The 13432-nt window shown below is 59.5% G+C and carries 11 protein-coding genes; 6 read left to right on the top strand and 5 right to left on the bottom strand.

What is annotated here, in order from left to right; translation table 11 throughout:
• Positions 1 to 13: 13 nt before the first annotated feature.
• A complete protein-coding gene (locus SynA1524_RS11820; RefSeq protein WP_186498192.1) occupies positions 14 to 895 on the bottom strand; it encodes an NAD(P)-dependent oxidoreductase in 882 nt (293 codons plus the stop codon).
• Positions 896 to 968: 73 nt separating this feature from the next.
• Between SynA1524_RS11820 and SynA1524_RS11815 the strand changes: the two genes are divergently transcribed.
• A complete protein-coding gene (locus SynA1524_RS11815) occupies positions 969 to 1325 on the top strand; it encodes a hypothetical protein (protein ID WP_186498191.1) in 357 nt (118 codons plus the stop codon).
• A 7-nt stretch (positions 1326 to 1332) separates the two neighbouring features.
• Here the strand turns inward: SynA1524_RS11815 and SynA1524_RS11810 are convergent, their stop codons facing one another.
• Entirely contained in the window at positions 1333 to 2541 is a 1209-nt protein-coding gene (locus SynA1524_RS11810; protein WP_186498189.1) for a phosphoglycerate kinase, read from the bottom strand.
• Between the two features lie 66 nt (positions 2542 to 2607).
• Here SynA1524_RS11810 and SynA1524_RS11805 point away from each other — a divergent pair, with 66 nt between their 5' ends.
• From SynA1524_RS11805 to SynA1524_RS11795, 3 genes are read left to right on the top strand one after another with little or no spacing between them, the layout of a single operon-like run.
• Complete coding sequence (locus tag SynA1524_RS11805; RefSeq protein WP_186498187.1) at positions 2608 to 2967, top strand: universal stress protein; 360 nt, start codon at positions 2608 to 2610, stop codon at positions 2965 to 2967.
• Complete coding sequence (gene ylqF / locus SynA1524_RS11800; protein WP_186498185.1) at positions 2964 to 3830, top strand: ribosome biogenesis GTPase YlqF; 867 nt, start codon at positions 2964 to 2966, stop codon at positions 3828 to 3830. Before SynA1524_RS11805 ends, ylqF begins: the two co-directional genes overlap by 4 nt.
• Positions 3827 to 4822, top strand: a complete 996-nt coding sequence (locus SynA1524_RS11795) for an RluA family pseudouridine synthase (RefSeq protein WP_186498183.1) — start codon at positions 3827 to 3829, stop codon at positions 4820 to 4822. The genes ylqF and SynA1524_RS11795 overlap by 4 nt, the downstream gene beginning before the upstream one ends.
• A gap of 206 nt (positions 4823 to 5028) precedes the next feature.
• Here the strand turns inward: SynA1524_RS11795 and SynA1524_RS11790 are convergent, their stop codons facing one another.
• A complete protein-coding gene (locus SynA1524_RS11790; protein ID WP_186498181.1) occupies positions 5029 to 6654 on the bottom strand; it encodes an ABC transporter ATP-binding protein in 1626 nt (541 codons plus the stop codon).
• Between the two features lie 20 nt (positions 6655 to 6674).
• Between SynA1524_RS11790 and SynA1524_RS11785 the strand changes: the two genes are divergently transcribed.
• Complete coding sequence (locus SynA1524_RS11785; protein WP_186498173.1) at positions 6675 to 9005, top strand: RelA/SpoT family protein; 2331 nt, start codon at positions 6675 to 6677, stop codon at positions 9003 to 9005.
• Here SynA1524_RS11785 and SynA1524_RS11780 read toward each other — a convergent pair.
• Positions 8998 to 9450 carry a DUF2062 domain-containing protein gene (locus SynA1524_RS11780; RefSeq protein ID WP_186498171.1) on the bottom strand — a complete coding sequence of 151 codons (453 nt, stop codon included), beginning with the start codon at positions 9448 to 9450 and terminating at the stop codon, positions 8998 to 9000. The genes SynA1524_RS11785 and SynA1524_RS11780 overlap by 8 nt on opposite strands.
• Before the next feature lie 63 nt (positions 9451 to 9513).
• Here SynA1524_RS11780 and mnmE point away from each other — a divergent pair, with 63 nt between their 5' ends.
• Complete coding sequence (mnmE, locus tag SynA1524_RS11775) at positions 9514 to 10869, top strand: tRNA uridine-5-carboxymethylaminomethyl(34) synthesis GTPase MnmE (RefSeq protein ID WP_186499639.1); 1356 nt, start codon at positions 9514 to 9516, stop codon at positions 10867 to 10869.
• Positions 10870 to 11288: 419 nt separating this feature from the next.
• Here the strand turns inward: mnmE and SynA1524_RS11770 are convergent, their stop codons facing one another.
• Positions 11289 to 13415, bottom strand: coding sequence for a hypothetical protein (locus SynA1524_RS11770; RefSeq protein WP_186498169.1), 2127 nt, complete (start codon positions 13413 to 13415; stop codon positions 11289 to 11291).
• Positions 13416 to 13432: the final 17 nt, after the last annotated feature.

Below are 13432 nucleotides of genomic sequence, written 5' to 3'. Positions count from 1 at the left end.
CGTATATATATATTCACGGTTTCGTGGCAAAATGTCGATGCAGCGCTGAGACGTCCTCATCGCCATGCCCTTGCTGCATCAGGTCAGCCTCCAGCTGTCGCACCATGCGGCTGATCGGCAGCTCCAGCTGCACGCTGTCCGCTGCCTCCAGGGCGATTCCTAGGTCCTTATGGTGCAGGGCCAGGCGGAAACCCAGCGGGTAGAGCCCCGCCAGCATCCCCGCCGAGCGGTGGTTGAGGGCCCAGGAGCCAGCAGCTCCGCTCTTCAACGCCTCCACCACCTGATCCATAGGAAGGTCGAGCCGCTTCCCCAGCGCCATCGCTTCCGCCACGCCGGCGTAGCTGCCAGCCACCAGCACCTGATTCACCGCTTTCACCTGTTGACCGCGACCCACAGGCCCGAAGTGGTGAATCGTGCTGCCGATCACCTCCAGCACGGGTCGCACGCAGGCCAGCGCTGTTGAATCACCTCCCACCAACAGCGTCAGCGTTCCGGCTTTGGCTCCTTCAGTGCCGCCGGTTACCGGTGCATCGAGGTAGTGGATCCCCTTCTCGGCCAGGCGCTTGGCGCAGGCCATGGCTGTTGCAGGAGCGATGGTGGAGCAGTCCACTACCACCGAGTCGGGTTGGAGGGTCGAGGCCGCGCAGTCGGATCCGAACAGCACGGTTTCCACGGCTTGGTCATCGCTGACGCAGATCAGCAGAGCGTCGACGGCTTCGGCTGCTTCGGCCGGGCTGGCGCAAGAGCGTGCTTCCGCAAGCTCAGGAGCCGTTTCAGCGCTCCGGCTACGGGTGTGCACATTGAGCTGGAAGCCGGCTTGGCTGAGGTTGGCCGCCATCGGCCGTCCGATCGCGCCCAGACCGATGAAGCCGAGGTTCAGGTCACATCTGGTCATCCCTTTGGCCCGAAGCAATCAGATCTTGGTCGAACGATCCCGTCACAGTGAGGTCAAACCCAATGCTGTGCCCATGAAGCGATCAGCCCTCTCTCTCGCCTTGCTGGCCCTGTTGGTTGTGCCAGGGGTGGAGTCATCCCGCTCGGTCCAGGCAGCAGCCAAACCTTCGCAGGACCAGGTGCAGGATCTTGTGCAAGCCCATAAAAACTGGTCTAAGCAGACCTTCAACCAGCGCCTCGAGCTGATGCAACGCAGCCAGCGCTGTGTGGATTCCTCCCAGTCCATCAGGGCCTTGAAGGACTGCCGCGATCGCTACAAACAAGCCCGGAGGTCCCTGAGGCAGGACCGCCGGGCCTATCTGAATCAAGTCAGGGAAGACGTTGGGCTACCGGCGCGCCCGAAGAAGAAGCGCCGGAAGCAGCAGGTCTGAGAAACGATCAGGCGGCGTCGTTGAGGGCTGCAACTCCAGGCAGCACCTTGCCTTCCAGCAGTTCGAGGCTGGCGCCGCCGCCGGTGGAGATGTGGGACATCTTCGCGGCCAGACCGGCCTTCTCCACAGCTGCTACGGAGTCACCACCGCCGATGATCGTGCAGCAGCCCTTGCCGCTGAGCTCCGCCAGGGTAGTGGCGATGGCGTTGGTGCCGGTGGCGAACTTCTCGAATTCGAACACACCCATGGGGCCGTTCCAGATCACGGTCTGACAATCGGCAAGGGCGTCCTGGAACACCTTCACCGCATCTGGACCGATGTCCAGACCCATCCAGCCGTCGGGGATGGCGGTGACATCAGCCACCTGGCTGTTGGCATCATGGGCGAAGTTGTCGGCCAGCACCACATCGGTGGGCAGCAGCAGCTCAACGCCCTTGGCCTTGGCCTTGGCTTCCAGCTCCTTGGCCAGTTCCAGCTTGTCCTCTTCCACCAGGCTCTTGCCCACCGAGAGGCCGCGGGCCTTGTAGAAGGTGAAGATCATGCCGCCGCCGATCAGCACCTTGTCGCACTTGTCGATCAGTGCCTCGAGCACGCCGATTTTAGAGCTCACCTTGGAGCCACCGACGATGGCGGCCAGGGGACGCTTGGGCTCATCCACGGCACCCTGCAGATACTGAAGTTCCTTCTCCATCAGGAAGCCGGCGACAGCGGGCTTGAGGAACTTGGTCACGCCCTCGGTAGAGGCGTGTGCCCGGTGGGCGGCGCCGAAGGCATCGTTCACGTAAACCTCAGCCAAGCCCGCAAGCTTCTCGGCGAACCTGGCTTCGTTCTTCTCTTCCTCAGCAAAGAAGCGCACGTTCTCCAGCAGCACCACATCGCCATCGGCCATGGCGTTCACTTTGGCTTCGGCATCGGGGCCGATGCAGCTGTCGGTCTTGGCTACGGGCTTACCCAGCAGTTCGCTCAGGCGAGCGGCCACGGGGGTGAGGCGCATGGCGTCGTTCACCTGACCCTTGGGGCGGCCGAAGTGAGCCGACAGGATCACCTTGGCGCTCTTGCCGATCAGGTCGTTGATCGTGGGCAGGGCGGCGCGGATGCGGGTGTCGTCGGTGATCGCACCGGCGTCGTTCAGGGGCACGTTGAAATCAACCCGCACGAGAACGCGTTTGCCGCTCAGGTCGCCGGCGTTAAGGCTGGCCAGGGAACGCTTCGCCATGGGGTTGTGTCGTGCGGTAGGAAAACGGGAGGAGGTTAACCCGTGTTTTCGCGTCTTTGATCGGCGATGTTTGAGACCCTCCTCTTGCCCATGGACGCCAACCCCCAGGCTCTGGACACCGCGGTCATGGCCCTAGAACTCGTCCAGGGCAACGACCGCCGCCTGGTGCTGCTCGAGCTGCTGAATTCGGCTCCTAATCCATCGCTTCTGGAGCGGATCAAGGCGCGGATTGATCAGTCCGGTGTGCCCTGCCAGCGGCTGGAGCGCGGCGGTGAGCCCGTGACCGTGATCCTGGACGTGGCAGACGAGTTGAATGTGGATGTGATCGTGATGGGAATCGGCGGCGTGAGCCTTAACTCCGATGACGGCAGCACGGCAGCCCGCGTGATCGAGTTGGCTCCCTGTCCCGTCCTGGTGGTGCCATGAGCACACCGGCAATTCAGTGGTATCCCGGTCACATCGCCAAGGCGGAGCAGCAGCTCAGTCGCCATCTCGACAAGGTGGATCTGGTGATCGAAGTGCGCGATGCCCGGATTCCCCTGGCCACCGGGCACCCCCACCTGGACCGTTGGCTGAAGGGAAAGCAGCACCTGCTGGTGATCAACCGGCGCGACATGGTGACGCCCGCGGCTCGGGAGGCCTGGGAGGCCTGGTTCAAAGGGCGCGGCCAGCGCACGGTGTGGTGCGATGCCAAGGCGGGCACTGGTGTGAAGCAGGTGCAGCAGGCGGCGATTCGGGCCGGCGATCACTTGAATGAACGGAGGCGCAACCGTGGCATGCGGCCCCGGCCTGTGCGGGCCCTCACGCTGGGCTTCCCCAACGTGGGCAAGTCCGCGCTGATCAATCGCCTGGTGAAGCAGAAGGTGGTGGCCAGTGCCCGGCGGGCTGGTGTGACCCGCACGTTGCGTTGGGTGCGGCTTGGGCAGGACCTCGATTTGCTGGATGCTCCCGGGGTGTTGCCGCCCCGACTGGATGATCAGCAGGCGGCTCTTCATCTGGCTCTCTGCGACGACATTGGCCAGGCCGCCTATGACGGCGAGCTGGTGGCCCAGGCCTTCCTGCAATTGCTGATTGACCTTCAGCAGCAGCAGGCCTCAGGCGTGGCCATCGCTGTGCTGGAAAGCCGCTACGGCATTCCCGTGCAGGGGGAGACAGCGGATCCCCCCTATTGGCTTGAGGCGGCGGCGCAGCGCCACACCTCTGGCGACACGGCCCGGATGGCCCAGCGCCTGTTGGATGACTTCCGCAAATCCGCCCTTGGCAGCATTGCACTGGAGCTGCCGGAATGAGCCCCACCTGGAAGCGACTCCCGCTGCCGGAGGAGACCTTCAGCGCGTCCTTCGGTGAGGGGGAGGGTGAACTGCTCACCCTCGTTTATCCCAAGCCGCTGCCGATGCGGTTGGACCGCTGGCTGGTGAGTCAGCGCACCGAGCAGAGCCGGGCCCGGATCCAGAAATTCATTGATGCCGGCTATGTGCGGGTGAACGGCAAGACCGGCAAAGCCAAAACCCCCCTGCGCCAGGGCGATGAGGTGCAGCTCTGGATGCCTCCACCGGAGCCGTTGCCCTACCTCAAGCCGGAACCGATGGCGTTGGACGTCCTGTTCGAGGACGAGCATCTGATCGTGATCAACAAGCCCGCCGGCCTCACGGTGCATCCAGCCCCCGGCAACAAAGACGGCACGCTGGTGAACGGCCTGCTACACCACTGCCCTGATCTGCCGGGGATCAGCGGCAAGCTGCGCCCCGGCATTGTTCACCGGTTGGACAAAGACACCACCGGCTGCATCGTGATTGCCAAATCCCAGGAGGCGCTGGTGCGGCTGCAGGGGCAGATCCAGAAGCGGATCGCATCACGGGAATATCTGGCGGTGGTTCACGGCGTACCTGGTGGTGACAGCGGCACGATCGTGGGTGCCATCGGCCGCCATCCCGCTGATCGCAAAAAGTACGCCGTTGTCAACGATGACTCCGGCCGTTACGCCTGCACCCATTGGACGTTGCAGGAACGGCTCGGTGATTACTCGTTGCTGCGTTTCAAGCTGGATACCGGTCGCACCCATCAGATCCGGGTGCACTGTGCCCATATGAACCATCCGGTGGTGGGTGACCCCACCTACAGCCGCTGCCGCAAACTGCCGATGGAGCTGCCAGGGCAGGCCCTCCATGCTTTTCAGCTTGGCCTGGATCATCCGATCAGCGGGGAACGGATGGCTTTTCAGGCGCCGTTACCGCCGGTGATGGAGCGGTTGCTGGGGGCATTGCGGCGGCGAATCGGTTGACAAATGTCTGGAACTCCCTTCCATAGATCAACTTGCTGACAGATCGTCTGTGGTCATCCGTTTGCGTTGCCGCCGGATGTGGGTGTCTGCTCTATTGCGGTCGCTGCGCAATCAGCTGATGCCACTCCGCATCAGACGTCACCTGATCGTGGTGGATCAGCCGAAGGTGCTGGCTTTTCCAGGGTTCACCTCTGTTTCACGCGGGTTCATGGCAGCCGTGGACAAGCATCCACCAGCGTGCGGCTGATCACAGCCTGAGGGGCTCGGAAGATTCGCTCGCCTGGTCCTTCCTCCACGATCCGGCCCTTGTCCAGCACGATCACGCGGTGGCAGAAGCCGCTGGCCACCGAAAGATCGTGGGTGACGAAGATCATCGCCAGCCCCAGCTCCTGCTGCAGTTCCCTCAGCAGCGCGAGCACCTCGGCCTGAACCTCGGCATCGAGCATGCTGACGCTTTCATCGCAGATCAGCACCTTCGGCTGCAGGGCCAGGGCTCTGGCGATGGCCACTCGCTGCTGTTGGCCGCCGGAGAGCTGGCGGGGAAGACGATCCTGAAACTGCTCAGCCGGATTAAGGCCAACCCGCTCCATCAATTCCCTGGCCCTCTGGCGGGCGGAAGCTTTGCTGCACAGGCCATGGATCAGCAAAGGATCGGCAATGGCATCCGCCACGCTGAGGGCCGGATTGAGGCAGGCCAGAGGGTCCTGAAACACCATCTGCAGGGCTCGGCGTGCCTGTCGCAGGGGTTCACCCTTCAGGCTGAGCAGGTTCTGCCCCAACAGGTCCACGCGGCCACCGCGGATGCTGTTGAGCCCCATCAACGCCCTGCAAAGGGTGCTCTTGCCACAGCCTGAGGCTCCAACGACCCCAAGACTTTCCCCGGCGCACAGCGTAAGGCTGATGCCATCCACCGCTTTGAGCCAGACGGGGGACCAGGGAGTGCCGCCAACAGTGTGCCAGCAGCGCATCTCGTCCACGCTCAGCACGGTGTCGGCATCGGGCCTGGAGGGCGTCTGCCCCCCTTCCCGGGCCCGGGCTGAGGCCACCAACCGTTTGCCCACCTCGGAACGAGGCTGGGTCAGCAGCTGTTGGCTGGGGCCGTCCTCCACCTTCCGGCCACCATCGAGCATCGCCATGCGCTCGCACCAGCGCGCTGCCATGGCGAGATCGTGGCTGATCAACAGCAGGGCACTGCCCATTTCTGCGCAGAGACCGCTCAGTTCGGCCATCACCTGCCCAGCCACGGCGACATCAAGGCTGGTGGTGGGCTCATCGGCGATGAGCAGAGGCGGCTCCAGGGCGATGGCGAGGGCGATGGCCAGACGCTGGCGCATGCCACCGCTCAGCTCGTGGGGAAAGGCGCGTCGACGCCGGGCGCCAATGCCCACTCTCTCCAGCAGCTCATCGCGCCGTAGCTGCCGCCAGCTGTCGCTGCTGTCCGGCCGATGGGCTTTCAGGGTGTCCAGCAGATGACTGCCGACGGTCATCAACGGATTCAGCCGGGTCATCGGGTCCTGAAACACGAGGCCAGCGGCCTGTCCGCGCAGCCGACGCAGGGAGGGACGATCCAGTGGTCGCGGATCGATGCCCGTCAATCGCAGCGTCCCTTCGCATTGGGTGCCAGGGGGCAACAGCTGCATCACGGCACGGGCCACTGTGCTTTTGCCGCAGCCTGAGGCACCCACCAGGGCCATGGTCTCTCCGGACGTCAGGCTCAGGTCCAGACCATTGAGGGTCCAGCGATCACTGCCCGGGTAGCGCAGTCGCAGCTGTTCGAGCTCCAGAACAGGCCGTGACATGGAGAAGACGGGGGGGCGAGCACTGCATACCATGGATTGACCCGCCGGGTCGGATGCTCGACGCTTCCTCACCACAGGATTCCTCCCGGACCGACAGTGCTCCGGCTCCTGTTGTGTGCGGTCGTCCTGAGTTGAGGCGTCATCCGGTGCGCCATCCGGACGAATACAACATCCCTTTGCCGGAGTGGCTCCGGCAATGCATCCTCAACGTTCCACCGGGCCTGGGGCAGAGCTGTCCGATCGATCCTGAAGCGCTGCTGGTGGCGGCCTTCGATTTCGGTTTTCAGCTGCATGAGGGCCAATTCCGGGCCAGCGGTGACCCTTACATCGTTCATCCCGTTGCCGTTGCCGATCTGCTGAGGGACATCGGCGCCAGCGCCAGCGTGATCGCCGCCGGGTTCCTGCATGACGTGGTGGAAGATACTGACGTCACCCCTGACCAGATCGAGCTGCATTTCGGCTCTGAAGTGCGCGAGCTGGTGGAGGGAGTCACCAAGCTGGGTGGCATTCACTTCAACAACCGCACCGAGGCCCAGGCCGAGAATCTGCGGCGAATGTTCTTGGCGATGGCCAGTGACATCCGCGTGGTCCTGGTGAAGCTGGCAGATCGGCTTCACAACATGCGGACGCTTGGGGCGCTCAAAGAGGAGAAGCGCCAGCGCATTGCCCGGGAGACCAAAGAGATCTATGCACCCCTGGCCAATCGACTGGGCATCGGTCGCTTCAAATGGGAACTGGAGGACCTGGCGTTCAAGTTGCTGGAGCCGGAGGCGTTCCGGGAGATCCAGCAGGAGGTGGCCAGCAAGCGCAGTGAGCGGGAGGAGCGGCTGGGGGTCACCGTCGCACTGCTCAACGACCGCTTGGCTCAGGCTGGCCTTGAGGGTTGTGAAGTCAGCGGCCGTCCGAAGCACCTTTTCGGCATCTGGAGCAAGATGCAGCGCCAGCAGAAGGCGTTCCACGAGATCTACGACGTGGCCGCGCTGCGGATCATCACGCCAAGTGTCGAGGCCTGTTACCGGGCCCTGGCTGTGGTGCATGACACCTTCCGTCCAATTCCCGGTCGTTTTAAGGACTACATCGGTCTGCCCAAGCCCAACGGCTACCAGTCGCTGCACACCGCAGTGATCGGACGTCACCGCCCGATTGAGGTGCAGATCCGCACCATTGAGATGCACCGTGTGGCGGAATTCGGCATTGCAGCCCACTGGAAATACAAGGAGGGCGGTTCACCGGCCAGCAGCAGCAGCGAGGCGGAACGCTTCAACTGGCTGCGGCAACTGGTGGATTGGCAACAGGAGGGTGGTAACGATGACCACAACGACTACCTCTCGTCGATCAAAGAGGATCTCTTCGACGAAGAGGTGTTTGTGTTCACCCCGAAGGGCGACGTGGTGGGGCTGCGCAAAGGGGCGACCCCGGTGGACTTCGCTTACCGGATCCATTCCGAGGTGGGGAACCACTGCCACGGTGCCCGCATCAACGACCGTCTCTGTTCGCTGACCACGGCGTTGCAGAACGGTGACTTTGTTCAGATCCTCACCAGCAACACGGCCCATCCGAGCCTGGATTGGCTCAATTTCGTCGCCACCCCCACGGCCCGGAACCGCATCCGCCAGTGGTACAAGCGCAGCCACCGGGACGAGACGATCGAGCGGGGCAAGGATTTGCTGGAGCGCGAACTGGGTCGGGATGGCTTCGAAGCCCTGTTGAACGGTGAGGCGATGACCCGGGTGGCTCAGCGCTGCAACGTTGGCTCCACCGACGACCTGCTGGCCTCGCTCGGCTTCGGTGCCGTGACCCTGCAACAGGTGCTCAATCGCTTCCGCGAGGAGATACGTCTGATCGCCGAGCAGGACAGCGCCCCCCCCAGCAACGAGGAGGTGGCCAGGGCCCTTGTGCCCTCAAAGGAGCCAGGCTCAGATCAACGCCACAGCGAAGACGCGATTCTTGGCCTGGAAGGGTTGGACTACCGCCTGGGGGGCTGCTGCAGCCCACTACCGGGTGAAGCAATTGTTGGCACGGTGGCCCTCGGCAACCATGGCATCACCATCCACCGCCAGGAGTGCGCCAATGTTGAGTCGATTCCCAAGGATCGGCGTTTGCCGGTGCGTTGGAACGTGCATGGTTCACAGCCCCTACAACGCTTTCCCGTGCAGTTGCGGATCGAGGTGATCGACCGTGTGGGCATTCTCAAGGACATCCTGATGCGCCTGTCCGATGGGGCCATCAACGTCAGTGATGCTCAGGTGAAAACCGCTGTGGGCCGACCAGCGAGGATCGACCTGCGGGTGGAACTGCGAGGTTCGGATCAGCTGAGCCGCACCATGAATCAGATCCGCTCCATGGCTGATGTGATCGATATTGCCCGAACGGGTATCAGCTGACGCTCGGGCGCCGTTGGAAGAGCAGGTAGGCCAGCAGTCCCAGCAGCAAAGCCATCAGAGTCCCCACCAACGTGGATCCAAGGAGAAGACGCTGCAGGACATCCCAGCCTTGGTCCCAGAGGTTGCTGCGGTTCACATCATCCAAGTCGGCTCCGGCGAGAGGTCCGAGCAGCCGGTTGCCCACCACGAAGTTGAACCAGTACAGCGGCACATAGGTGATCGGGTTACTCACCAGTGTTCCTGCTGCCGCGAGGAGATGGTTGCCGCGGGCGAGGCTCGCCACCCCAATGCTCAGCACGATCTGCAGGCCGAAAAACGGGAAGCAGCCGCAGAACACGCCAGCCGCCAGTCCCCTGGCCCGTTGCCCGGGTGTGCCTTCTTGCGCCCAAAGCCATTTCAGGCCGCGGCGCAGGCGTTCACGGTTGGTCTGCAGCAACCGTTGCATGGACCCAGGCGTGCAATGAAGGTACGAGATCCTAGGTATGGGAACTGAGACGCAGCCGTTGCCCTGAACGCCTCCGACACCATTGCTGCTGTGGCGACAGCCGTGGCGCCGGGCCAGGGGGGAATCGCCGTGGTGCGTGTCTCTGGCCCGGCGGCGGAGGACGTCGGTCAAGCGGTCGTCCACGTTCCAGGCCAGCAGGACTGGCAGTCCCACCGGGTGCTCTACGGCCATGTGCTCGGTGCTGATGGTCAGCGACGCCTGGATGAGGTGTTGCTGCTGCTGATGCGCGGACCTCGCAGCTTCACCGGTGAGGACGTGGTGGAGATCCACTGCCATGGCGGGGTGATCGCTGTGCAGCAGGTGCTGGAACGGGTGCTTGCGCATCCGGGGGTGCGGCGGGCGTTGCCCGGAGAATTCAGCCAGCGGGCCGTGCTGAACGGCCGTCTGGATCTCACCCGTGCCGAAGCCATCAGTCAGTTGGTGGCGGCCCGCAGTCGGCGGGCAGCGGACCTGGCCATCGCCGGCCTGGATGGCGGCATTCAGGCTCGGATCACAACATTGCGCGAGCAGCTGCTGGATCAGCTCACCGAGCTGGAGGCGCGGGTGGATTTCGAAGAGGATCTGCCGCCGTTGGATGGTGATGCCTTGCTGCATGACTTGCAGCAGGTGCGCCAGGCATTGCTCACCCTGGTGGCGGATGGAGAGCGCGGGGAAACCCTGCGCAGCGGTCTTCGGGTGGCGTTGGTGGGCCGCCCCAACGTGGGCAAGAGCTCGCTTTTGAATCGGCTCAGCCGGCGCGAGCGGGCGATTGTGACCGAGCTGCCGGGTACCACCCGTGATCTGCTGGAGAGCGAGATCGTATTGGAGGGGGTGCCGATCACCCTGCTCGATACCGCCGGCATTCGAAGCACCGACGATGCGGTGGAACAGCTGGGAATTGCCCGCAGCGAAGAGGCTCTGGCCACGGCGGATGTGGTGCTATTAGTACTCGATGGTCATGCGGGCTGGACCGCCGAAGACGCTGCTTTGCTGGCGCGAATCCCAGAGCACATCCCCAGGATCCTTGTCGCCAACAAGGCGGATCTTCCCGCGGGGGCCTTGCCCCAGCCAGTGGATGTGCAGCTGTCGGCGTTGGAGGGCACGGGTGAGGAAGACCTGGTGCAGGCTCTGCTGGAGCGTTGTGGGGCTGCAGGCACTGAAGGGGTGCTACTAGCTCTGAACGAGCGCCAAAGGGATCTGGCCGCTACTGCCGCCGCTGCTCTTGGCCGCAGTCAGGAGGTCGCGGCCCAGCAATTGCCCTGGGATTTCTGGACGATCGACCTGCGCGAGGCGATCAGTGCCCTGGGGGAGATCACGGGCGAAGAGCTTACTGAAGCGGTGCTTGATCGCGTATTTTCCCGTTTCTGCATTGGCAAATAATTCAGCAAACCTTGAAAAGCATTGCAAACATCTGGCAAAATATAGCAAAACTTGTTGAGCAATTGTGCATTGCTCCACTCAACATGGCTCGACATTGGCAACATTTTTGCTGTTGCTAAGACAGTATAAAGCAGGTTGCTCATCAATTGAAAATCTATAGCACTAAAACGATGAAGATTTAAGTCAGCTATTTATTTGATGACTATTTCGGGCCATTTTATTGAATGTGGCATTTAAGGAAGGAATAAACTTTCTTTCAGTACAAGTTAATGATTTTGTGCCAGCAATTCCAGCTACTTCCCGAATTGCTCAGCTCAGAAGTTAAGAGAGGTTAATCAAAAGGGTATGGCAAGTATTAGTTGAGCGTTATTCACATGTTTCTCCTTGGCCGACTAAGTAAAGTATGAAGGTATTAAACATTAGACGAGGGTGTCTGAAATATTATTTAAATCGAGTTGCTGAATCAATCGAAAAGCGGGCCCTAAGTCATCTATATTACTGCCATCATCGACCAATCCGTCATTATCTAAATCAAAACCATATTTTGATTCAATTTTGCCAATATCCTTTACAGCGCGTGCTTTCCCAAAGGGTTTTGGCCTTCCACCACCTTTGAATCGGAATCCTTGCTCTTTATATATACCTTCAACATTCTCAATCAATGCAAACCCATTCTTTATTGGATAAATCCCAACGACATAGTCTCCTTGGTATGGCTTTCCGTTTTTGCCAGTAATGATTTCATCTTCAAAGGGTGTATCCCCAGGACTAAGATCGGACTCTGCAAAGACCAAATCTCCATTATCCATCTGGTAGAGACCTTCACTGAATTCATCATTTCCAAGAAAAATTACTCTTCTTACCTCAAGATCATCACTGGAGGATGAAGAAGGATCTCCAATGATTAAATCACCGGTGAAGTCATAATATTCACGTTCTTCGACTTCGTAGATTCTCCTCGTAATATCACGCTCTTTCCCTTTGGGTTTTAAACCTCGACCAGCCCACTTAAATTGTTGCATGGAATAGCTATCTCCGTTCTTGAAGATGACTGCTTCTCCGCTTCTAGTCCCAATTAGGCCGACCACGCGATCTGCTTCAATAGATGTGCCATTTGCGTAGGAGAGAGGATCAGACTCGAAAGGTATTTCTCCAGGCCGAAGTCCAATCTCTGCGAGAACTACATCCCCGGAGGTGAGTTCATAGAGAGAGCGATCGTAAGCTTCAGGATCAGGGCTAAAAAGAACGGATAGAACTTCAGCATCTTCTTCAAATTGCTCACCTATCAGGCCATCACCGTTGACATCAATGCCTTCACGCTCCTCAATTAAAGCAAGCTGTTTGGTAACATCGCGCAACTGACCGCTAGCTTTTATGCCTTTCCCCCCCCATTTAAATTGTTGCTGCATAATAAAACCATTGTTATTGTAAATTATGCCAAAACCATTGCGTAATCCAAGAATACCTACAAGGCCGTCTATCCCAAGCGGTGATCCGTCTTTCTCTGACAGATCATCTCCTTCAAAAGGCAAATCTCCGGCAGAGAGGCCCTGTTCGGCCAAGCGAACAGTGCCGTCAGTCATTTTATAGATCGATCGGTCAAAACCAGCATCGGGATTATCGTAAACAACCGACTGAACCTCAGCATCTTCTGAAAGCTCATTACCTACTCGACCATCTCCATTAATATCAATACCTTCACGTTCTTCAATTGTATCAATCTGCCTTGTGACATTGCGTAAACTGCCAGACGGTCTTAGACCGCTATTTCCCCATTTAAAAGCCTGCTGAGTTATGACACTATCATTGTTATAAAGTACAGCAAACCCGTTATTCATCCATATAGCTCCTACAATTCCCAGCGTTTCAATCGGAGAACCATCTTTAGATTTTAGATGATCGTACCCTTCATAAGGCAAATCTCCGATAGAGAGACCCTGTTCAGCTAAGCGAACAGAACCATCTGTCATTTTATAGATAGATCTGTCAAAATTAGCGTCTGTATTTTCGTAAACAATTGAGGAAACCTCAACCTCTGGTTCATCTTCCTCAGGCGCACCTATAAATCCATCACCATTCATATCCTCCTGTTCTCGCTCCTCAATGGAGCCAATCTGTTTTGTGACGTCAGAAGTGTTGGGGGACATCACTGGCCCTTGATTACCCCAGGCATATTGCTGTTGCAGGAAGGACTCACCCTGCTTAATGATTAGAGCTCCGCCATTACGTGTGTGGGTATGACCGACAATTCCTCCAGGATCACTGAAATAACCACCCCCTGATGTTCTGATTTCTTCGTAATCAAAAGGGGAGTCTCCGGCATCCAATCCTTTCGAAGCAAAAGCAGTGTTGCCATTAGACAACGTGTAGATAGCACGATCCCAATGCTTACTTCCAGCCCATGCGACCGACGAGATCGTGACATCATCAAAAACAGGTTCCTCCCAAATAGGTTCCTCCCAAACAGGTTCTGATTCCTGCACTGACTCAAGATTTTCAGAAATATTTTCTAATAAATCTAGTTCTGCAGAATTTTCTTCTTCCATGAATTACCCACAAAATT

Source organism: Synechococcus sp. A15-24, from assembly GCF_014280195.1.
In the GTDB taxonomy this organism is placed as follows: Bacteria; Cyanobacteriota; Cyanobacteriia; order PCC-6307; family Cyanobiaceae; genus Parasynechococcus.
This window is presented reverse-complemented; position numbering and strand designations above follow the sequence as displayed.

Coding starts and splice junctions, on each gene's coding strand:
- SynA1524_RS11820 (WP_186498192.1), bottom strand. CDS start 895: ATGACCAGATGTGACCTGAACCTCGGCTTCATCGGTCTGGGCGCGATC.
- SynA1524_RS11815 (WP_186498191.1), top strand. CDS start 969: ATGAAGCGATCAGCCCTCTCTCTCGCCTTGCTGGCCCTGTTGGTTGTG.
- SynA1524_RS11810 (WP_186498189.1), bottom strand. CDS start 2,541: ATGGCGAAGCGTTCCCTGGCCAGCCTTAACGCCGGCGACCTGAGCGGC.
- SynA1524_RS11805 (WP_186498187.1), top strand. CDS start 2,608: ATGTTTGAGACCCTCCTCTTGCCCATGGACGCCAACCCCCAGGCTCTG.
- ylqF (WP_186498185.1), top strand. CDS start 2,964: ATGAGCACACCGGCAATTCAGTGGTATCCCGGTCACATCGCCAAGGCG.
- SynA1524_RS11795 (WP_186498183.1), top strand. CDS start 3,827: ATGAGCCCCACCTGGAAGCGACTCCCGCTGCCGGAGGAGACCTTCAGC.
- SynA1524_RS11790 (WP_186498181.1), bottom strand. CDS start 6,654: ATGGTATGCAGTGCTCGCCCCCCCGTCTTCTCCATGTCACGGCCTGTT.
- SynA1524_RS11785 (WP_186498173.1), top strand. CDS start 6,675: ATGCTCGACGCTTCCTCACCACAGGATTCCTCCCGGACCGACAGTGCT.
- SynA1524_RS11780 (WP_186498171.1), bottom strand. CDS start 9,450: ATGCAACGGTTGCTGCAGACCAACCGTGAACGCCTGCGCCGCGGCCTG.
- SynA1524_RS11770 (WP_186498169.1), bottom strand. CDS start 13,415: ATGGAAGAAGAAAATTCTGCAGAACTAGATTTATTAGAAAATATTTCT.